This window comes from Litoreibacter albidus (genome assembly GCF_900107015.1).
In the GTDB taxonomy this organism is placed as follows: Bacteria; Pseudomonadota; Alphaproteobacteria; order Rhodobacterales; family Rhodobacteraceae; genus Litoreibacter; species Litoreibacter albidus.
Map to the genome: position 1 here is coordinate 168,226 of NZ_FNOI01000003.1, position 21,677 is coordinate 189,902.

A 21,677-nucleotide genomic window follows, 5' to 3' on the forward strand; every position below is an offset into this window, starting at 1 on the left:
CGTGAAACGAATCACTTTTCCTTGCGTTTTAACCTCTCCTCGGTAAGAATCGAAACAATCATAAAAACGGGCGGAGATTGAACTCGCTCATGAGAGGCAGATAACGTGTCCAAAGACTATGCAATTGCCCAGCTGTGGATCGGCGGCAATCTTTCCTACATGGAGCAACTGTGCGCCGTGTCCTTCCGCGACGCGGGCCACCACGTCAAAATGTATACCTACGGCGACGTCGGCAACATCCCCGACGGGATCGAGATTTGCGACGCGAACGAGATCATGCCCCTCGGCAACGTCATCGCGCACAAGCGCACCGGCTCCCCTGCTCCGCAGGCGGACAAGTGGCGCTACAACATGCTGGCAAAAACCGACGACCAGATTTGGGCCGACACCGACGCCTATTGCGTGAAGCGCTTCACCACCTCGAACGGCCACTTCCACGGCTGGGAAAGCGACCGCCACATCAACAACGGCGTTGTTGGCCTGCCCGCTGACAGCGATACATTGGCCGGATTGATCGACTTTACGTCTGACGAATATGCGATCCCTGATTGGTTCTCTGAAGACCTGAAAGAGGAGATGCGCCAGAAGAAGGCCGCAGGCGACCCCGTCCACGTGGGGGAGCAATCTTGGGGCGTTTGGGGTCCGCAGGCGCTGACCCACTTCCTGCACAAAACCGGCGAGCACAAATACGCAATGCCGATAGAGGCGCTGTTCCCGATCAGCTTCAAAAAGCGTCGCATGATGCTGAAGCCGAACATGGACCTCAGCCATTATGTCACCGACAACACGCTCTCCATCCACTTCTGGGGTCGCCGGATGCGCATGCGCATCATCGAGCGCGAAAACGGCGAGCCGCACCCTGACAGCTTGATCGGCAAGCTTCTGACCAAGCATAAGATCGTGCCGTCCGACGCGCCGCTGCCAAAGTCGAACCCGCATAAGCCGAAAGAGGCGAAGATGATCCCTGGCACCTCCATCCCCGAGGTGACCAACGAAGACCGTAAAGGGCGCGGAATCGTCAATCTGACCGACATGGCAGACGCGCGCGGCTTGGATCAGGGCAGTGGAAAGCACCGCTTCACCGAACTCTACCAGATGCTGTTCAACCCGCTGCGCACCCGCGCTATTCACATGGGCCTCTTGGGGCTGAGCGAGCCTGACGCCGTTGCGATGTGGCTGGAGTATCTGTCCAAAGCCAAGCTGACGGGCATTGATGCGGACGGTTTCGCGGGCGACAAGGATGCGCGGTTAAAGACCATTCGCGCCACGTCCGACAGCGTTGAAACGCTGGAGCGGGCCACCGCCAAAAGTGATCCCTTCGATGTGGTTCTCGACGATGCGTCCCATGCGTCCCACCACCAGCAACATGCCTTTACCGCGCTGTTTCCAAAGCTGAAATCGGGCGGGCTTTATATTATCGAGGATTTGCGGTTCCAACCAAAACAGCTGGAAAAATCCGGCTATCCCCGCACCGCAGTGCTGTTCCAAAACTATCTGCGTGAAGGTGGCTTTGCCCACCCCGACCCCGACATCCAAGACGCGTTGAACGGCTTTCGCGCCGACTTCTCCGGCTGCTTCATCTTCCAAGCGCAGTGGCACAAAGACAAACGTGATCAAGTGTTGGTGGTGCACAAGCGATGACCCAAAAGCACCTGATCCTGACATGTATGAAGAACGAAGGCCCCTACATTCTGGAGTGGGTGGCCTATCACATGTCGATCGGGTTTGATCATTTTCTGGTCTACATCAACGACTGCGAAGACGGCACCGACAAGATCCTGCGCCGTCTTGCGAACATGGGTATCGTCACCCTGCGCCACAATCCGGCGCGCGAGGGCGCGCGTGCCTCGCATCAGGTGCGCGCCTACCGCAAGTCGACCAAAGAGCAGGTCTACAAGGATCACGACTGGGTGGCGGTGATTGACGCGGATGAATTCGTCAACATTCACGCAGGCAGCGGCAACATCCGCGACCTGACCGCAGCAGCCCCCGACGCCAAATGTATCTCGCTGGCGTGGCGGCTGTTCGGCAGCGCCGATGTCACCGCCTTCCACGATGGTTTTCTAACGGAAACCCTGCGCCGCGCCGCGCCGGAGCATTGCCCCGAGCCAACGCAAGCATGGGGTTTCAAGTCGATCCACCGCACGGACGCGGTCGATATTGTAGGCTGCCACCGCCCCAAATCGGTTCCAAACGATGACTGGGCGGCGCTGAACTGGGCCGGCCCTGCGGGCACCCCCATGCCGGAGAGCTATTTCAAGAACAGCTGGCGGATGAACCGCAAAACGATCAGCTACGATCTGGGCCAGATCAACCACTACGCCGTGCGCACGCGCGAAAGCTTCTTGCTGAAATCAGCCCGTGGCCGCGCCTTTGGCGAGGGCATTCGCGGCGCGGACTACTGGGAAGATATGAACCGCAATGAGACCTATGACGTCTCGATCCAGCCCAAGCTGGGCGCGATGAAGGACATCTACGAAGATCTGGTGTGCGACCCCAAACTGGGCCGCCTGCATGACCGCGCTGTGCAATGGCACCGCGACCAAATTCAGGCCGTCATGGAAACCGACACCGGCCGCGCCTTGATGGAGGCGATCACCCCCTCCCTCGACCTGTTCCCCGGCCTGCGCAAACGGGTGGCCGCATGAATGATGTGATTGACCTAAAGGCCCCGACCGAGGAAATGGACCGCGCCGCATGGAACGCGGAACTGCGCGCAATGGGCGACGAGCACGGATTTTTCGAGGAGTTGGGCGCGGATCACACCGCCCTCTTCGTGAAATCCGGCAAGACGCTGATCGTCACCTTTGAGAACCTCGACCATGTGTTCGAGCATGGCAACCGCCTGCCGTGGGGCTTTGACTTCGTGCAAAAGCAGGGCTGGTCAATCCTTGGCTTAATGGCCCACGACTGGACATGGTACCGCGACGAAGACGTGATTTCGTTCTTCAACCGCTTGAAAAAAGAGAAGTTTTTCGCGCAGTTCGACACGGTCGTGTTCTATGGCGCGTCGATGGGGGCCTATGCCGCCTGCGCCTTCTCCGCCGCCTGCCCCGGTGCGACGGTTGTGGCGATTTCCCCGCAAGCCACGCTCGACCGCGATGTGACGTCGTGGGAAACACGCTACCAAAAGGCGTGGAAGCGCAACTATAACAACGACTTCGGCTATGCCCCCGATATGGTGGCCAAAGCCAAGGACGTGTTCATCTTCTATGATCCGCTGGAGCCGCCGGACGCCATGCACGCGGCGCTGTTTCGCGGGCCGAATATCACCAAGCTGAAGTGCCGCTTCCAAGGCCACCGCATCGCGTCGGGGCTGATCCAGATGGGACTGTTAAAGCCCGTCGTCGGGGCCTGCGTAGATGGCACGCTGACACGCACCAGTTTTTACAAAATGCTTCGGGCGCGGCGCGACTTTCGCCGTTATCTGCGCGAGTTGATCTTGCGCATTCCCGAGGACAAGCATCCCCTGCTCATCGCCTATCTGGCGCAGCGGGTTTTGAGCACCGGCAATGGTCCGGTGTTCCGCCGCAAACTCAACGCGGCAAACGCGCTTTTGGAAAAGCGCGGCATAACGCCCCCCGGAAAACGAGGGGGCCGAAAATGATAAACTCAGGCAAGGCGGGCAAAGCACATGGGAAAGATATGGCTTCATATCGGGTCACCTAAAACGGGGACCACATCGCTTCAAAACTTCCTTAACGACAACGCGCAAGTGTTGCGGGACACGGGGCGTATGAACTTCATGACAACAGGGCGGGCGCATATTGCGCACAACCAGTTGGCGGCCTCCGCACGCACTGGCAATGCCACCGTGTTGATGGAAGACATGCTGCGCGAGGCTGACGGCGCGCCCGAAGTCACGCATGTCGCGTCCTCCGAGATGCTGTTCAACCTGCACACCGCGCGCAAGCTTTCGGGAGCCGCCCCCGAAGAGTTCAAGCAACGCACCAAGGTGATTTGCTACATCCGCCGCCAAGACAGCTACCTTGAAGCGCTCTACAAGCAGCTTTTGAAGAACAGCCGCATCCCGCCGGACCGTCAGGCCTTCCTTGATGACGCCAAGCGCCGGCTGCACTATCTGCACACCTTCAACACCTATGCGGAGATGTTCGGCGAGGAAAACATCATCGTGCGCCCCTTCGGCCCCAAATGGCTGGTGGACGGCGATGTGGTTCGCGATTTCGCGCATCATCTGGGCATGCCCATCACCCGTGATCTGCGGGTCATGGAAGGCTTCTCCAACAAGACCTTCTCGGCAGAGATGTCGGAGCTCTTGTCCCTGATGGGCGAACGTACGGATTTCAACACCCGCGAGGTGATCCGCGAGTTGATCGCCTTGAACCACCCCGGCACCATCAAGTCACGCGACGTGTTCTCACGCAGCGAACGCTTGGGGCTGATGCAGCAAGTGACTCGCGAGAACCGCCGTCTGGTGAAACGCTTCATGCCCGATTGCAAAGACTTCTTCCAAACCAAAGATCTGGAGAACGAGGAAACGGCGCTTAGCACCGAAGACCAGCTCAGCAGCCAGCTGGCTGACCGCGCCGCCGCGACAGAGGCGCTGATGATCGCCATGGGCAACCTGCAGGCCCGCCGCAAACAAGAGGCAGAACTGGCCGCAGAGGCGACAGAACTCCCCGCTCCCAGCCCCGCCAACGACGCGCTGGAGGAAGACCTCGCCCCGCCCACATGGTACCGCGAGATTTATCCAGGCGGTGACAAACGCGGCTGGTTCCATTCGCACGGCACCTATGCCGCCTCCTTCGTGGAGCGTGATCCGGACCAGTTGGTCGTGTCCTTCGACAACCTGTCGCAAGCTGGCAACGACGCCTACGCCCGCGAGCCTTGGGCGCAGAAGTTCTGCGCAGATCGCGGCTATTCGCATCTGGGCGTCTATGCGCAAGAACCCACATGGTTCCGCGACGCGGATCTGATTGCCCACCTCGAAGAGCTGCGCGATCAGGGCTTCTTCAAGGGCTTCAAGAAAGTGGCCTTCGTGGGCACGTCGATGGGCGCATTCGGCGCGCTCACCTTCTCCTCCCTCGCACCGGGGGCCACTGTGGTCGCCTTCTCCCCGCAAACCACGCTGGACGAAAAGAAGGTCCGTTGGGAGCAGCGCTTCGCCAAGGGCCGCGCAGCCGATTGGTCCCTGCCCTATTCCGACGCCGCCAAGCAGATCAAGGCCGCGTCACAGGTCTATGTGATCTACGACCACTTCCATGAGGGCGACCGCAAACACGTGGACCGCTTGAAAGGCCGCAACGTCGTGCACCTGAAAGGCGCGGGGCTTGGCCATAAGTCCGCACTGGTGCTCAGCCGGATGAATGTGCTGAAGGATGTGATGGAAGGCGCCGTCGCAGGCACCCTGACAGAACTGGATTTCTACCGCGCCATTCGGGCGCGCAAAGACATCTACCTCTACCGCCAAGCGATGGAAAGCTACCTGACGGAGCGCGGCAAGGCAGATCGCGCGGAACGTTTCGCCAATGCCTTCAAGAAACGGCGCAGGCTCCAGTCCGCTTAGAAAAGTTGTAAAACTGTAAGCAAGACACACAAATGGGCGCAAACTGCGCCCATTTGTGTTTGATCATGACAAGCAGCGCAAAGCGCGTTGTCGTCAAATGTGGTAGATATCGCGGAACACGTAACGTGCGATGTCTTCGCGGCGCATGCCCATGGCGGACAGCTCTTCGTCAGACTTGGCGTTCAGCTTTTCCATCTGCGCGATACGGGCATTGGCGCTGGCGGCAAGGTCGATCGAGTTGAACATCGCCATGAAGAAATCGCCGATACGGGCGAACAGCGAGGTCGGTTGGGCGTGGGTGATATAGGCCATTTGTCGTCTCCATCTGTGTGCACGCGTCCTGCGTGCCTTGAGACAAACATAGGAACCCTCGCCGGATATGAGCAGGCCCAATTGCGCATTGCCGCAATGCAGCAAACGCAACCCTGATTAATAAACTGCTGATTTAGCAGGCATATACCTGCGCGGAGAGCTCATAAACTGTCTCGCCTTCGGCCACCGGATCAAACACCACCACGTTGCCGCCCACCTCTTTGGCCTTCACTTTCGCCGCACGTCGCGCGTCCTTCAAGCCGATTTCGCGCAGCGCACCGTAAACGCCCGGAATGCCGCGCACGCGCCCCAAATCCTTGCAACCCGCCACGTCCCCCGCGTTGCGCTCGCTCACCTCCGGCACAAGGTAGCTCGTCGGGGTGCACCCCGCCATCATCACCAGCGCCGCGCCGATCCCTACCGCTTTCATCATCTGCCTGATCCCTCACACCCTGTTCATGCTTGTTGGCACGGTGGCTACCACACCTAGCCCCCGCTGCACCTGAAATAGCACGCCAATCAGACGCCCGCGCATTTTTTTGCCGACACCCATCGCTGCTTTTTGCACCAACCGCGCCGCCCCCTCTGGCCTTGGGGCCGCCGACGCGCTAATCACGCCCGCAGACATAAGGGGCCCACAATGACCAGCTTGACCATCACCCAACCCGATGACTGGCACTTGCACCTGCGCGACGGCGATATGCTCAAGGCAGTGCTGCCCGAAACCGCCCGCCATTTCGGCCGCGCCATCATCATGCCCAACCTGATCCCGCCCGTGGTCACCGCGAAGGACGCGGCAGAATACCGTGACCGGATCATGTCGGCCAAGCCCGACAACTCCAAGTTTCAACCGTTGATGACGCTTTATCTGACCGAGGATACCGACGTCAAAGACCTACGCGCCGCCGCCGAAATCGGCCTGATCCACGCCGTGAAGCTGTATCCGGCGGGTGCCACGACCAACTCCGCCTCCGGCGTTGCGGATTTCTCCAAGGTGCAACGCGTGCTGGAAAACATGGCGCAAATCGGCCTGCCACTCTGCGTCCACGGGGAGGTCACCTCCCCCGATGTCGACATCTTCGACCGCGAAGCGGTGTTCATCGACACTGTGCTCGACCCGATCCGCCGCGCCGTGCCCGGCCTGCGGGTGGTGATGGAGCATATCACCACCAAGCAAGGCGCGGACTATGCGCGCGAAGGCGGCGATACCCTCGCGGCCACGATCACCACGCACCATCTGGTCATCAACCGCAACCATATCCTCGCAGGCGGCATCAAGCCGCATTACTACTGCCTCCCCGTCGCCAAACGCGAGGAGCACCGCCAAGCGCTGGTGGCCGCCGCAACCTCTGGCGACAACAGCTTCTTTCTCGGCACCGACAGCGCGCCGCACACGGATGCCAACAAACTGCTGCCCTGCGGCTGCGCGGGTTGCTTTACCGCGACCAACACCATGTCGATCCTCGCCGAGGTCTTCGAGCAGCAAAACGCCCTAGACAAACTGGAGCGCTTCACCTCGCTGAACGGCCCCGCCTTCTACAAGATGGCCCCCAACACGGCCAAGCTGACGCTCACCAAAGGGGATCCCGTCACCTATCCGGACCATATCGCCACCGCCCAGGGCGATGTCACCGTATTCGACCCGCAGATGCCGCTGCATTGGCGCGTCAGCGACCCTATCACTGCTTCTTAAATACCTCCTCCGGAGGATCCGCCGCCCGCCACAAGGACCACCCATATGATCCCGACCACCTACCCGACCCGCGAAGAAATCGCCCGCCTCTCCGCCTCCATGCTGCTTGAGGTTGGCGCGGTTCACTTCAACGCCCGCGAGCCTTTCACCCATGCCTCCGGCAAGAAGGCCCCCACATATGTGGATTGCCGCAAGCTGATCTCTTTCCCGCGGATACGCACCACGCTGATGGATTTTCTGGCCTGCACCATCATGCGCGACGCGGGGTTTGAGGCCTTCGACAACGTCGCTGGCGGCGAAACGGCGGGCATCCCCTTCGGGGCGCTGATCGCGGAGCGCATGGCCCTGCCGATGACCTATGTGCGCAAGAAGGCCAAAGGCTACGGACGCAACGCCCGCATCGAGGGCGAGATGACCGAAGGCCAGCGCGTGCTGCTGGTGGAGGACATGACCACCGACGGCGGCTCCAAGGTCAGCTTCGTGGAGGCCATCCGCGAGACCGGCGCCACCTGCGCGCACACGGCCGTGATCTTCTTCTACGACATCTTCCCCGACACCCGTGAACGGCTGGGCCAACACGGCATTTCGCTGCATTCCTTGTGCACATGGTGGGATGTTTTGGCGGTCGCCAAGGAACAAGAAACCTTCGACGCGGAAACGCTGGCAGAGGTGGAAAAATTCCTGCGCAACCCCGCCGAATGGCAAGCCGCAAACGGGTAACGACTCGGTCGCGGGCGCAACCTTGCGCCCGCACGCCCACCACCGCTCCACGCCGCGCCAAAGCAGGTTCCGTGGCGTTATGCGGCGCGGGTTATCTCGGGCCGCGCAGTCTACATGTTGACGCAAAGCACCGCCTTGCCGCAATATAGCGACGTAAAGCTCCGTAAAAAAGTTACCCACAGGATATCCAGATTGATCCCTCTCGCGGGATCGGTCATTGGTCTTACTCAGGGACAAGGGGATTGTAATGAACGATTTGAGTACGGCGCCTAATCCAGGGCCAGGCGCATCTGTGCATGTCGATACTGCTGGCGCGTTGCCACATAACATTGAAGCCGAACAGCAGCTTTTGGGCGCGATTCTGACTAACAACGACGTGTTCGACCGCGTGGCCTCCGTCATCTCGGCGGAGCATTTCTTCGATCCCGTACACCGCCGCATTTACGAGACCGCCGCGACCCGCATCCACAAAAACCTGCTGGTCTCTCCCGTCACGTTGAAACCCTACTTTGAGGACGACGAGGGCCTGCAAGAGCTGGGCGGCCCCGCCTATCTGGTGCGCCTGCAAGGCGCGTCGATTTCCGCCTTTGCCGCGCGTGACTACGCGCAGATGATCTACGACCTCGCGATCCGCCGAGAGCTGATCGAGCTGGGTCAGGAAATTGCCCTGAAGGCCGGTAAGGTCGACACTGAAAGTGATCCCTCCAGCCAGATCGTCGACGCGGAGCAGCGCCTCTATGCACTGGCGGAGGCTGGTCAAGCCGAAAGCGGCTTTCAAAGCTTCCTGAAAGCCGTGACCGAAGCCGTGGAGGTCGCCAACGCTGCCTACCAGCGCGACGGCGGTCTGGCGGGTATCTCTACCGGCTTGATTGATATGGACAAAAAGCTGGGGGGCCTGCACCGCTCGGACCTTTTGATCCTCGCCGGACGCCCCTCCATGGGGAAAACCTCGCTGGCGACCAACATCGCGTTCAACGTCGCCAAGGCCTACAAGAAGGGCCAGACCCACGACGGCACGGAAGGTGCTGTTGAAGGCGGCGCGGTCGGCTTCTTCTCACTGGAGATGAGCGCCGAACAGCTTGCCGCGCGTGTCCTGTCCGAGGCCGCAGAGGTGCCGTCCGAGCAAATCCGCAAAGGCGACATGAACGAGACGGAGTTCCGCCGCTTCGTGGAGGCGGCCAAGGCGCTGGAATCCTGCCCTCTGTTCATCGACGACACACCTGCCCTGCCGATTTCGCAGCTTGCCGCCCGCGCACGCCGCCTGAAACGCAGCCATGGCCTCGATGTGCTGATCATCGACTATTTGCAGCTGGTGCGCCCCGCGACCGCCAAAGACAGCCGCGTGAACGAGGTCTCGGAAATCACCCAAGGCCTGAAGGCCATCGCCAAGGAATTGAACATTCCGGTGATCGCGCTGTCCCAGCTGTCACGGAACGTGGAGAGCCGCGAAGATAAGCGCCCGCAACTGTCCGACCTTCGCGAATCCGGCTCGATCGAGCAGGATGCGGACGTCGTGATGTTCGTGTACCGCGAGGAATACTACAAAGAACGCGAAAAGCCCGCCGACCACGAGCTAGAGAAAATGGCGAACTGGCAAAACGAGATGTCGCACTGCCACGGTAAGGCCGAAGTCATCATCGGCAAGGCGCGTCACGGGCCAATTGGCTCTGTAGAGCTGTCGTTCGAGGGCCGTTTCACCCGCTTCGGCAACCTGATCAAGCCTTGGCAAGAGGGCGAAGGCGGCGGTGGCGGCGAGTTCTAGGTGTCCAAGGCTGGATTGCATTCAAGGTCACGTCGGGCTGCGTCCTTCGCTTTAGCTTACCTGACGAGTTGGTCAAACTCTTAAACGGACATTGATCTTACGTGCGGCGAAGGTCTGCTTCTAGCTCAAAATGCCGGATGCTGCATCGCGGATTTCTCTCAATGAGGTGATTTACAGCCTGCTGATGCTATGGCTAGCTGATTGAACGTCTTGAAAGGTAATTCAATGAATTTTCAAATTTGGCTAGCGTTTGTCGCGGCATCAACTGCGCTTCTACTCATTCCCGGCCCAACGGTCCTGCTCGTGCTAAGCTATGCCATGAGCCAAGGTAAGAGGGTCGCGCTTGCAACTGTTGGCGGCGTGGCGTTGGGAGACTTCATTGCAATGTCAGCATCTCTTGCAGGTCTAGGTGCTTTGGTGCTCGCGTCGGCAACTCTGTTCACCATTTTGAAGTGGGTGGGGGCCGTCTATCTTATCTATTTGGGCGTCAAACTTTTTCGCAGTGCTCCAACGGCTTCGTTGGGCGACCTTGAAACGCTGACAGAGACGAAAGCGTCCAGCGTTTTCGGTCACGCGGCGGCTGTGACAGCCCTCAATCCCAAGTCTATCGTGTTCTTTATTGCTTTTGTGCCCCAGTTTGTTGTCGTTGAAAGCCCTCTGTTGCCGCAGTTTGCAATCTTGATCGCCACATTCGTCGGGCTGGCTTCAATCAACGCGCTAGCCTATGCGCTCTTGGCTGACAAACTACGGGCCAAGATTTCAAGACCATCGGTGTTGGCATGGTTTTCACGGCTCGGTGGCGGTGCGTTGGTGGCAATGGGGCTTGCAACAGCGGCGTTCAGGCGCACCCAGTAACAGAGAGCAAGGTCAGCTTTGGCCTGCATAGCTGATATCAATTAGTCACCAGAACGCCCCTGTCTCAGCCTACCTATGCCCCCAATCGTCAGGGTCATCTGAATTGTTAGGCGACAGGCCCAGCACATCACCCTTTAGCGAGCAGCCCAAGCCCAGAACCGTGCGGTTGGCGTAGTTGAAATAGGCGGTTACTTGGTTGATCTCCAATATCTGCCCATCATCCCACCCCGCATTGCGCAGCGCAGCTACATCCGCCTCTATCATATTTGCGGCGGAAACCGTCAGCTTCTGCGCATAGGCCAAACCGGTGTGGTGCAATGCGTCCAGCGGCGTGTCTTGCGGCGCGCGGGCTTCCAGTGCTGCGCGTATCTCATTGGCGTGCAGGTCATCCGCCAGCAACCGGCGCAGCCCCGCAAAGTGATGCTCTACACAGTAGTCACAGCCATTCAACAGGCTGACATATACTCCGATAGTTTCCAAAAACCACTTGGGCACGGTGTTCGACGCATGGTGGATACAGTTCTTATAGAGAAGCATATGCCCCTCCATCGAATGCGGCCTCAGGGAGTGGGACATCATGATGTTGTCTACGTTGCCATCCGGCCCCGTCACACGGTCGTACAGCGGCTTTAGGCGGGCGTCGGCCTCATCATAGGGAATGGTCTTAATCCAGCTCATCATCGGGCTCCTTGCGCGGGTCGCCGCAAGCTTCGCCAATTGAGGGGCGCGAATCTAGCCAAAATGTGCTATGGTGACTTTAGAGACCGGTCCGTCCTGCTCTAATTCCAGGAAAACCCTCTTAACATAAAGCAGGTGTGAGGTTTCCACGAACCGCCGCAATTCCAGCGGCGGTTCTGCTTTTTCCCAGACTAGGTCTTGCGACCAGACAAGTGTTTACGCAGCTTCGACGGCGGCGCTTTCTTGCGTCCCTTGAAAGGGTTATCTTCGTTTTGCGACCGCATGAACAACCGGATCGGCGTGCCCGGCATGTCGAAGTCTTCGCGCAGACCGTTCACCAGATAGCGCGAGTAGCTGGCGGGCAGCAAATCTGGGTGCGACGCCATCACAACGAATCCCGGTGGCCGCGCCTTCACTTGCGTCATGTAGCGCAGTTTGATGCGTTTGCCTTGTGGCGCGGGTGGCGGGTGCTGCTCCAACATGCCAACCAGCCAGCGGTTAAGCGCCGACGTGCTGACACGGCGGTTCCACACTTGGTGCGCTTCCAGAATGGCGTCGTGCAGACGCTCCAGCCCCCGACCCGTCAGCGCGGACACAGTGATCAACGGCGCGCCGCGCAGCTGCGGCAACAGCCGCGTGAACTGTTCTTTCAACTGCTTGAGCTTGTCTTGCTTGTCGCCTTCGGTGTCCCACTTGTTGACGGCCAGAACCACTGCACGGCCTTCGCGTTCAGCCAGATCGGCGATGCGCAAATCCTGCTGCTCGAACGGGATGTCGACGTCCAGAAGAACCACCACGACTTCGGCAAATTTCACCGCGCGCAGCCCGTCAGACACCGACAGTTTCTCTAGTTTGTCTTGGACTTTCGCCTTCTTGCGCATCCCCGCCGTGTCGAAAATCCGCATCGGCGTGCCGGACCATTCGGTCATCACGGAGATCGCATCGCGGGTGATCCCAGCCTCAGGGCCAGTCAGCAAACGCTCTTCGCCAAGGATCTTGTTAATCAACGTGGACTTGCCCGCATTCGGGCGGCCAACAACGGCAATTTGCAAAGGTTTTGAAGAGGTTGGCGGGATGTATTCAACCACCTCGTCTTCGCCAAGTTCCTCGTCTTCTTCGGTCAGATCAACGTCAACCAACGGCGTGTGGTCCACATGCGCGGCCTCTGCCAGATCAATCAGCGGGCGCAGCACGTAAGCCAGATCGGCCATGCCTTCGCCGTGCTCTGCGGACAGGCCCAGCGGCTCCCCCAGACCAAGCGAATAGGCCTCCATCAAACCGGCCTCACCCGCCTTGCCCTCGGCCTTGTTCGCGGCAAGGATCACATGCGCATTCTTCTTGCGCAGGATGTCGGCGAAAATCTCGTCGGCAGGCAAAACACCCGCGCGCGCGTCGATAATAAACAGGCAGGCGTCTGCCATTTCCACAGCGCGCTCCGTCAGCATCCGCATACGGCCCTGCAGCGACTCGTCAGTGGCCATTTCCAGACCAGCGGTGTCGATGATGGTGAACTTCAAGTCCCCCAGACGCGCCGCGCCTTCGCGCAGGTCGCGGGTCACACCCGGTTGGTCATCGACCAGCGCAAGGCGCTTGCCCACCAGACGGTTAAACAGCGTGGATTTGCCAACATTGGGACGGCCAACAATGGCGAGGGTGAAAGACATGACAATAGCTCCGATGGACGGTCAGACGCGCGTCATACAGGCAAATGCCGTCAACGGAAAGCGGCGAGTTGCCCCTTGCCGGTGATCACGTAAAGCGTGCCGTTCACAATCGCCGGTGCAGAGGCCGCGCCGCCCTTCACATCCGTCGTCCCCACAAGGGCACCGGACGCAGGGTCGTAGCTGCGGATTTTGCCGTCGTTGGACGCCACAACCAGACGGCCACCCGCAAGGATGGGGCCGTAGTGAGCATAAATCTCATCACGCTTGCGCAGCTTCTTGGCAGTGTAATACGGCAGCTCCACGCCCCAGATACGCTCTCCGGTGGCGCGGTCCAGACGCAGCAACTCGTTCTGGTCAGAGACCAAGAACACGCTGTCCCCCGACGGCCAAACCGGCGAGTAAGTCCCTTCGCGTGCGGTCCAGATGCGCTCCCCAGAGGAGGCCTCCATCGCCACAACGCGGCCCGACTGGTTGCCCGCATAGACAACGCCGTTGTCGATCACAGGGTCGCCTGTCACGTCGGAGATCGTGGCATAAGCCACGCCCTTGCGCTTGCCCGCGACCGAGGAACCCCAAACACGGATGCCCGATTTTTTCAAAGCGGCCGCCAATTCGCCGGAGCTGAACGGGAACACCACCAACCGCGACGCAATCGCGGGGCCGGAGCCGCCCGCAATCGCCGCGTTCGACGGCGTGCCGGGCAATTGCCACTTGATGCGGCCCTGCTTGGTGTCCAGCGCCCATGCTTGGCTGTCGCGGCTGACCACATAGACCAACCCGCCGTCAATTGTCGGGGCGGAGGTCAGTGGCGCGTCCAGCTTCTGGCGCCATTGCACGGCCCCAGATGTGGCCTCAATCGCGAAGAGTTCGCCAAAGCCCGTGGTGGCAAAGATCGTGCCATCCGCAAAGGCCAAGCCGCCGCCGGTGGCGTCGCCCTCTTTGTCGGTGGCTGGCGTCAACGCGCGGCTCCAGAGCGTCGCCCCATCAGAGCCTGTGGCCGTAACCATAGACGCGCTGTCCATCGTGAAGATGCGCCCCCCCGCGACAATCGGGTCAGCGGTGATGCGACCCTTGCGGGTGTTGCCCTTGCCGATGTTGGCGGTCCAGATCGGGGTCAGCGTCGCGTTCAGCGCCGGATGCGCCGCCTTATGGGCAGAGTTCCCGCCGCGGTGTGTCCAGCTGGAATAGTTCTTTTGCGCAGGGGCGCGGAATTCCTTGGTCAGGTTCACGACCCCGCCGCCCGCATCCTCTGAACCCGGAAGGCCGGCGCGCACATCATAGCGTTTGCCGTCCAGCACCAGCTCTTCTTCGCCACATGCACCCAGTGCAAGCAAGGCGCAGACCGCCACGCTCGTCAGTGAAGTCTTGGAAAATTTCATGCCCATAGCCCCTGCTGACCCTTCTTTTGTCGTACGTTGCCGCGCTTTTGTGGGCGCGGTCATTTGGTCCGTCGTATGTCGTTCGCGTGTCTTATTGGGCGCTTGCGAGTTCGCCACCCAGAGCCACAATCAACTCTGACGCGCGACGTTGCAACCCCGGTGTGATTTTGGCCGATGCCAGCACCCCGCGCAGGATCTCGACGGCGGTGTCCGTGTCGCCGGTCTCTGCGGCAATCAGCGCCAGTTGTTCTTCGGCCAGCGGCTGAAACGGTGCCCCCGGCACGGCCAGCGCTTCAAACGCCGCGCGGCGTTCTTCTAAGGGGGTTTCCGGCGGCAACGCCAATGCGCGCTTTAGCTGCGCCAGTTCCGTGTAGACGGCTGGTGCGCCCTCGGTGCCAATGACCGTGTCGAGTTGCTGAATGCCGAACTCCGCGTTGTCCCCCGCAAGCGCGTCTGCGGCGGCCAGATGGCCCGCAATCGCGGCTTGCTGCGGGTTGGCGGCCTCGATCTTGCCCAAGGTGGCGCCTGCGTCGTCAGCGTCAATGCCAGCCAACAGGGTGTCTCCGAATGCTTCCGCTTCCGCTTTCACCGTCGCTTTGCGGTATTCATTGTAGGCCGCGCCACCAACGATCAACAAAACGGCCAGAACAGCAACCCAGCCCCATTTCTTGATGAGGGTAAACAAACGGTCGCGGCGGACCTCTTCGGTCACCTCTTCGATAAAGCTGTCAGTTTGGCTCACAGGTGTTCTCCGTGTATCTGTTCCGCGAGGCATACCCCGAAGGGTTAAACCTTGCCAAGTGCAAAGGCACATTGCTATGAAGCACGCAGGAATTCGCGGCGCGGGCTTGGCCACGCTGGCTGTGCACAGCACATGCGCATGGCTGCGACCCTTAGCCTCTTGCGAAATTCAAAAATAAACTGTATTTTGAACCGATCGGTTTAGATATTTGCCTGGCCGTGACCCAATTTTTTGAAGCCGAGTCCGGCACAGGGATTAAATATATGCGTTTCTTCTCGATCGTCACAGCAATCGTGGTGACCCTCGCGCTCTACCTTATTGTGTTTGAGCGCGACCGTTTGCTTGGCTTTGCCAACGGCGGCGATACCCCGCCCCCCACGGCCACCGAAACGACAGCTGAAACAACTGAAGAACCAGAAGCAGAAGGCGCGCGCGTCGTCTCCGTCGTCGCCATGCGCTCGACTGCGCAGGCCATCGACAACGCGGTTCTGCTGCGCGGCCGCACCGAAGCCGCCCGCCAAGTTGACGTCCGCGCCGAGACGTCCGGCCTCGTCAGCTCGGAGCCACTGCGCAAGGGCGCATATGTCGAGGCAGGCCAGCTTTTGTGCGAGATCGCCCCCGGAACCCGCCAATCGGCACTGGCAGAAGCGCAGGCGCGCTACCCCGAAGCCAAGGCCCGCCTGCCCGAAGCCCAAGGCCGCGTGCTGGAGGCCGAAGCCCGTTTGAAAGAAGCGCAGATCAACGACAACGCCGCCAAACAGCTCTCCGCTGACGGCTTTGCCTCCGACATCCGCGTGGCAGGGACGCAGGCCGCCGTGCAATCCGCCCTCGCCACAGTAGAGACCGCGCGCGCCGGTGTTGAAAGCGCCCGCGCCGGCATCTTGGCCGCAGAGGCCGCGATTGCGGCGGCGAAGAACGAAATCGCCCGCCTTAGGATCACCGCCCCCTTCGGTGGCCTGCTGGAAACCGATACCGCAGAACTTGGCGCCCTAATGCAGCCCGGCGGGCTCTGCGCCACAGTCATACAGCTTAACCCGATCAAACTGGTGGCCTTCGTGCCCGAAACCGAGGTCGCCAAGGTCGACGTGGGCGCGCGCGCTGGCGGGCGTACCACCGCGAACCAAACCGTGGAGGGGCGCGTCACCTTCATGTCGCGCTCATCCGACCCCGAAACCCGCACCTTTCGCGTGGAAATTACCGTGGACAACGATGACTTGCAGTTGCGCGACGGCCAAACCGCCGAAATCCTGATCGGGGCGGAGGGGCAGAAAGCCCACCTCGTCCCCGCGTCCGCGCTGACGTTGAACGACCAAGGCACGCTGGGCCTCCAGATCGCCACCGATGACGACAAGGCGGCCTTCACGCCCATCACCATCCTGCGCGACACCGTCGACGGCATGTGGGTGTCGGGCCTGCCAGAACAGGCGTCGATCATCACCGTCGGGCAGGATTACGTCACCGACGGCGTGGCGATCAAGGCGACCTACGCGGGATCGAAATCATGACTGGTATGGTCGATTGGGCCAGCGAACGGGCCCGCATGATCATCGCCTTCATTGTGATGTCGGTGGTGATCGGGGCCTTTGCCTATACCGGTCTGCCCAAGGAAGGGGAGCCGGACATCGAAATTCCCGCGCTCTTCGTCTCTGTCCCCTTCCCCGGCATCTCCGCCGAGGACAGCGAGAAGTTGTTGGTCAAGGTGATGGAGACCAAGCTGCAAGACCTCGACGGGCTGAAAACCCTGTCCGGCACCGCCGCCGAGAATTACGCGGGCGTGGCGATGGAGTTCGAATTCGGCTGGGACAAAACCAAAATCCTCGCCGATGTGCGCGACAAGATGGGACAGGCGCAGGCCGAATTCCCCGACGGCGCGGAGCAGTACAACCTTATCGAGATCAACTTCTCCGAGTTCCCGATTGTCATCGTCTCCCTGTCGGGCGACCTGCCGGAACGCACGCTCACCAAGGTCGCCAAAGACCTGCAAGACGTGATCGAAGCCATGCCGCCGATCTTGGAAGCGGGCCTTGCAGGCCAGCGCGACGAGATGCTGGAAGTCATCATCGACCCCTTGGCGCTGGAGGCCTACAACGTCTCTGCGGGGGAGTTGATCAACGTGGTGACCAGCAACAACCTGCTGATCGCGGCGGGTGAAGTGGAGACCGACCAAGGCGCGTTCTCCGTCAAAATCCCCGCCTCTTTCGACGAGCCGCTCGACGTCTACAAGCTGCCGATCAAGGTCAATGGCGACCGCGTGGTCACATTGGGGGAGCTGGCCGACATCCGCCTGACCTTCGAGGACCGCACCGGCACCGCGCGCTTCAACGGCAATGACACCGTGGCGCTGCAAGTGGTCAAGCGGAAGGGCTACAACATCATCGACACCGCGCAGCTGGTGCGCGACACCGTGGCCGACGTGCAAAAAGGCTGGCCGCAAGAACTGCGCGACGCCATTCGCGTCGACGTCACGCTGGACCAGTCGAAGACCGTGAACAACATGGTGCAGCAGCTTGAAGGCTCCGTCCTGACGGCGATTGCGCTGGTGATGATTGTGGTCTTGGCGTCGCTCGGAACACGCTCCGCCCTGCTGGTGGGTTTCGCGATCCCGACGTCGTTTCTGTTGTGCTTCATCTTGCTGGGCATCATGGGCATTTCCATCTCCAACATCGTGATGTTCGGGCTGATCCTTGCCGTAGGCATGCTGGTGGACGGGGCCATCGTGGTGGTCGAATACGCCGACAAGCGCATCGACGAGGGCGCGGGGCCGATGCAGGCCTATACCGACGCCGCGAAGCGCATGTTCTGGCCCATCGTGTCCTCCACCGCCACCACGCTTTGTGCGTTTCTGCCGATGCTGTTCTGGCCGGGTGTTCCGGGTGAATTTATGGGCATGTTGCCGGTCACGCTGATCTTCGTGCTCTCCGCGTCGTTGATCGTGGCGCTGATCTACCTGCCCGTTATGGGCGGCGTGTCGGGCCGCATCTCGCGGATGATCACCCGCGCCTCCGGCTTCCTGCGCGGCTTCCACATCGTCCTTCGCTTGGCGTTGGTCGCCCTTGCCATGATCTTGCTGTTCACCGCGGCCATGCAGTTGCTGAACCCCAGCTACCTGTTGCCCATCCCGCGCGGGCAAGGCGGCGTCGGGGTCATGGTCTTTGGCGGGGTGTTCTTCACCTTTGCCGCCATGTTTGCCTCTGCCGCGATGGGGTCCGTGTCCGGTGCGCGCCGCGCCCGCCGCATCAACGCGGGCTACCGCCGCACGGCCTTCGGGCATTTCACCAAGTTCATCGCGGGCAATCCGATCATGCCGCTGATAGCCATCGGCGCGGTGGGGGCCTTCGTGATGATGACCTTCGTGACCTTCTCGGCCAACAACAACGGCGTCGAGTTCTTCGTGGAATCCGAGACCGAGCAGGCGATCATTTACGTACGCGCCCGTGGCAACCTGAGCCTCAAGGAAAAAGACGGTCTCGTGCGGCAGGTCGAAGACCAGATTGCCAGCGTTGACGGCATCGACTCGATCTTCGCCTTCGCGGGCGAAGGCGGGCTCGACACCAACACGGGCGGCGCAACTGGTCCGCTCGACACCATCGGGCAAATCCAGATTGAGCTGGCCGAATGGGGCAAGCGCCGTGACGACACGGATATCCTTGACGAAATGCAGGCCAAGATGGACGCCATTCCCGGCATCTATACCGAAATCCTAAGTCAGGACCGTGGCCCCGCAGGCGGCAAGCCGGTGAACCTGCGCCTGAAAGGCGACAATTGGGATGAGTTGCAAGAGGCCACCCGCATCGCCCGCGCCAAGTTCGAAGACACCGACGGGCTGATCACGATTGAGGACACCCTGCCCCTGCCCGGTATCGACTGGCAAATCGACGTCGATGTGGAGGCCGCAGGCCGCTACAAGGCCGACGTCGCCACCGTGGGCGCGATGGTGCAGCTTGTCACCCGTGGGTTGCTGCTCGACACCATGCGCGTCGACAGCTCCGACGAGGAAATCGAAATCCGCGTCCGCCTGCCCGAAGAAAGCCGCGTGTTGTCCACCTTGGACAACCTCAAGGTGCGCACGCCGGACGGGCTGATTCCGCTGTCCAACTTCATCACCCGCAAACCCGTGGCAAAGCTGGGCCAGATCGACCGCGTGGACCAAACCCGCTACTTCGACGTGAAGGCCGATGTTGCCCCCGACCTGCGCAACGCTGACGGCGACATCATGAATCCGAACGAGCGTATCGCCTATCTGACCGACTGGCTGGAAACCGACACGCCCCTGCCCGCCTCCGTCACCTTTGAATGGGCGGGCGACACCGAGGAAGAGGCCGAAAGCCAAGCCTTCCTTGGCAACGCCTTCCTTGCCGCCCTTGGGCTGATGTTCGTGATCCTGCTGGCGCAGTTCAACTCCTTCTACAACTCCGTTCTGGTGCTGCTGGCGGTAGTCTTGTCCACCACCGGCGTGCTGATCGGGATGCTGGTCATGGATCAGGCGTTCTCCATCATCATGACCGGCACGGGGGTCGTCGCGCTTGCGGGGATCGTGGTCAATAACAACATTGTGTTGATCGACACCTACCAAGAGTACTCCCGCTACATGCCCCGTCTGGAGGCGATCACCCGCACCGCAGAGGCCCGCATCCGCCCCGTGTTGCTGACCACCATCACCACAATGGCAGGCCTTGCACCGATGATGTTCGGTCTCAGCCTCGACTTCTTCGGCGGCGGCTACTCCATCGACAGCCCCACCGCGCTGTGGTGGAAGCAGCTGGCAACGGCGGTGGTCTTCGGGCTGGGCGTGGCAACCGTGCTGACGTTGGTGCTGACCCCTGCCATGCTGGCGCTGCGGGTGTGGATCTCCATGGGGGCCTATGCGTCCATACGCCAATTGCGTGCCTTGGGCGGGCGCGGGTCGCGCACTGCGCGTGATCTGGCGCTGAACAAAAGCGCGCGCAAGGTCCGCGACCCGCTGATCTTGTGGTCCGACCCCGACGCCCCCGCCACGCGCGACGGCGACGCGGTTCTGAAAGACGCGCAAAAGACGCTAAGGGCGGCAAAAGCAAAGCTCTCCAAGGCGGCCCAAGACCTAGAGGCATTGGACAGCAAAACCGCCGACAACGACGACCCGAAGGGCGGCCCCAAGTCGGGCACCCTGCGGGCGGCGGAATAAAGCGGGGAAGCGTCGCGGGGGATCGAAACCCCTTGACCTTCCCCCCCCCATGTTTCACCCAGACCCTATGGGAACTGGAACGCTTCATATTGACCTGACCGCGCTGGTGGACAACTGGCGCGCGCTGGACCGCCAATCCGCCACCGACACAGGCGCCGTTGTAAAAGCCGACGGCTACGGGCTGGGCGCGGGCCGCGTGTCCAAAGCGTTGGCAGAGGCTGGCGTGCGGACATTCTTTGTGGCCACCGCAGAGGAGGCAACCGCCCTGCGCGCCTCCCTTGGGCCTGATCCGGTGATCTACGTCTTTTCCGGCCATATGGACGGCGAGACGCAAACCCTGTCCGATCTGGGCGCGGTGCCGCTCCTGAATTCGCCCGAGCAAGTCGCCCGCCACCAGTCGCAGCTGCCAGATCACCCCTTCGGGTTGCAGCTCGACACGGGCATGAACCGCCTTGGCATTGAGGCCAGCGACTGGTCCCCTGCGATGAGCCAGGACGCCACCCTTGTGATGTCGCATCTGGCCTGCGCGGATGAGCCGGACCACCCCGCCAACGCCGCCCAGCTTAAGGCATTTCTTGACATGACCGCTGGCATCCTCGCCCCGCGCTCGCTCGCGGCGACGGGGGGCATCCTGCTTGGCCCCGAATACCACTTTGACATGACCCGCCCCGGCGTTGGGCTTTATGGCGGGCTGCCATTTGCGGGCGCGAAACCCGTTGTCGGCCTTGATCTGCCCGTGATCCAGACCCGCACCGTCGATCCGGGGGAGGCCGTGGGCTACGCGCAGTCCTACGTCGCGGACAGCAAACGCGTCATCGCCACCGTTTCGGGCGGCTACGCCGACGGGCTGATCCGCGCGATGTCCAGCACCGCCACGCTTTATGCGGGCGAGACCCCCTGCCCCCTTGTGGGCCGCGTGTCGATGGACCTGATCACCGTGGACGTAACCCATCTGGATGACGTCCCCACGCACCTGAGCATCCTTGGCCCGCAGCAAAGCGTTGACCAATTGGCGGATGCGGCTGGCACCATTGGCTATGAGATCCTGACATCCCTTGGCCACCGCTACACACGGTCCTACGCGTGAGCCGTGTTCTGACGCCCATCGCCGTCCTTGGCGCGCTGACCCTGTCGGCGCTGGCCGCGTTGGGCCGTTTGGCGATTTTTACTGGACAGACCTTCGC

At 61.1% G+C, this 21,677-nt stretch carries 17 protein-coding genes; 11 read left to right on the forward strand and 6 right to left on the reverse strand.

The features are described from left to right. The first annotated feature begins 105 nt into the window (after positions 1–105). From BLW66_RS18105 to BLW66_RS09250, 4 genes are read left to right on the forward strand one after another with little or no spacing between them, the layout of a single operon-like run. Positions 106–1,641: a class I SAM-dependent methyltransferase gene (locus BLW66_RS18105; RefSeq protein ID WP_244508606.1), complete on the forward strand. Its 1,536-nt coding sequence runs from the start codon at positions 106–108 to the stop codon at positions 1,639–1,641. Further along, entirely contained in the window at positions 1,638–2,648 is a 1,011-nt protein-coding gene (locus BLW66_RS09240) for a glycosyltransferase family 2 protein (protein ID WP_089946861.1), read from the forward strand. Before BLW66_RS18105 ends, BLW66_RS09240 begins: the two co-directional genes overlap by 4 nt. Next, positions 2,645–3,607 carry a hypothetical protein gene (locus BLW66_RS09245; RefSeq protein ID WP_089946862.1) on the forward strand — a complete coding sequence of 321 codons (963 nt, stop codon included), beginning with the start codon at positions 2,645–2,647 and terminating at the stop codon, positions 3,605–3,607. The genes BLW66_RS09240 and BLW66_RS09245 overlap by 4 nt, the downstream gene beginning before the upstream one ends. Before the next feature lie 27 nt (positions 3,608–3,634). Continuing rightward, complete coding sequence (locus BLW66_RS09250; RefSeq protein ID WP_089946863.1) at positions 3,635–5,527, forward strand: hypothetical protein; 1,893 nt, start codon at positions 3,635–3,637, stop codon at positions 5,525–5,527. Between the two features lie 93 nt (positions 5,528–5,620). Here BLW66_RS09250 and BLW66_RS09255 read toward each other — a convergent pair whose 3' ends face one another. Both BLW66_RS09255 and BLW66_RS09260 read right to left on the reverse strand, forming a co-directional pair. Next, positions 5,621–5,839 (reverse strand): hypothetical protein, encoded by a 219-nt coding sequence (locus BLW66_RS09255; protein WP_089946864.1) that lies wholly within the window; start codon positions 5,837–5,839, stop codon positions 5,621–5,623. Positions 5,840–5,972: 133 nt separating this feature from the next. Next, a complete protein-coding gene (locus BLW66_RS09260) occupies positions 5,973–6,272 on the reverse strand; it encodes a hypothetical protein (RefSeq protein ID WP_089946865.1) in 300 nt (99 codons plus the stop codon). Between the two features lie 207 nt (positions 6,273–6,479). On the opposite strand from BLW66_RS09260, the gene pyrC reads away from it, so the two are divergent. From pyrC to BLW66_RS09285, 4 genes are all read left to right on the forward strand, one after another. Further along, positions 6,480–7,532 (forward strand): dihydroorotase, encoded by a 1,053-nt coding sequence (gene pyrC, locus BLW66_RS09270; RefSeq protein ID WP_089946867.1) that lies wholly within the window; start codon positions 6,480–6,482, stop codon positions 7,530–7,532. A gap of 45 nt (positions 7,533–7,577) precedes the next feature. Then, positions 7,578–8,252: an orotate phosphoribosyltransferase gene (locus tag BLW66_RS09275; protein ID WP_089946868.1), complete on the forward strand. Its 675-nt coding sequence runs from the start codon at positions 7,578–7,580 to the stop codon at positions 8,250–8,252. A 247-nt stretch (positions 8,253–8,499) separates the two neighbouring features. Further along, entirely contained in the window at positions 8,500–10,014 is a 1,515-nt protein-coding gene (locus tag BLW66_RS09280) for a replicative DNA helicase (RefSeq protein WP_089946869.1), read from the forward strand. Positions 10,015–10,239: 225 nt separating this feature from the next. Then, the gene (locus BLW66_RS09285) at positions 10,240–10,869 is read left to right on the forward strand and encodes a LysE family translocator (protein WP_089946870.1); all 630 of its coding nucleotides are present in this window, start codon (positions 10,240–10,242) and stop codon (positions 10,867–10,869) included. 69 nt (positions 10,870–10,938) lie between these two features. Here the strand turns inward: BLW66_RS09285 and BLW66_RS09290 are convergent, their stop codons facing one another. From BLW66_RS09290 to BLW66_RS09305, 4 genes are all read right to left on the reverse strand, one after another. After that, a complete protein-coding gene (locus BLW66_RS09290; RefSeq protein WP_089946871.1) occupies positions 10,939–11,547 on the reverse strand; it encodes a carboxymuconolactone decarboxylase family protein in 609 nt (202 codons plus the stop codon). Between the two features lie 191 nt (positions 11,548–11,738). Next, positions 11,739–13,211 carry a ribosome biogenesis GTPase Der gene (der, locus tag BLW66_RS09295; RefSeq protein WP_089946872.1) on the reverse strand — a complete coding sequence of 491 codons (1,473 nt, stop codon included), beginning with the start codon at positions 13,209–13,211 and terminating at the stop codon, positions 11,739–11,741. A 50-nt stretch (positions 13,212–13,261) separates the two neighbouring features. Then, a complete protein-coding gene (locus BLW66_RS09300) occupies positions 13,262–14,590 on the reverse strand; it encodes a PQQ-like beta-propeller repeat protein (protein WP_089947083.1) in 1,329 nt (442 codons plus the stop codon). 91 nt (positions 14,591–14,681) lie between these two features. After that, a complete protein-coding gene (locus BLW66_RS09305; RefSeq protein WP_089946873.1) occupies positions 14,682–15,332 on the reverse strand; it encodes a hypothetical protein in 651 nt (216 codons plus the stop codon). A 263-nt stretch (positions 15,333–15,595) separates the two neighbouring features. Between BLW66_RS09305 and BLW66_RS09310 the strand changes: the two genes are divergently transcribed. The 3 genes from BLW66_RS09310 (at position 15,596) to alr (ending at position 21,580) form a co-directional block, all read left to right on the forward strand. Further along, positions 15,596–16,837 carry an efflux RND transporter periplasmic adaptor subunit gene (locus BLW66_RS09310; protein ID WP_089946874.1) on the forward strand — a complete coding sequence of 414 codons (1,242 nt, stop codon included), beginning with the start codon at positions 15,596–15,598 and terminating at the stop codon, positions 16,835–16,837. Beyond that, on the forward strand, positions 16,834–20,493 hold the full coding sequence (locus BLW66_RS09315; protein ID WP_089946875.1) for an efflux RND transporter permease subunit: 3,660 nt from the start codon (positions 16,834–16,836) through the stop codon (positions 20,491–20,493). The genes BLW66_RS09310 and BLW66_RS09315 overlap by 4 nt, the downstream gene beginning before the upstream one ends. Before the next feature lie 67 nt (positions 20,494–20,560). Beyond that, complete coding sequence (alr, locus tag BLW66_RS09320) at positions 20,561–21,580, forward strand: alanine racemase (protein ID WP_089947084.1); 1,020 nt, start codon at positions 20,561–20,563, stop codon at positions 21,578–21,580. Positions 21,581–21,677: the final 97 nt, after the last annotated feature.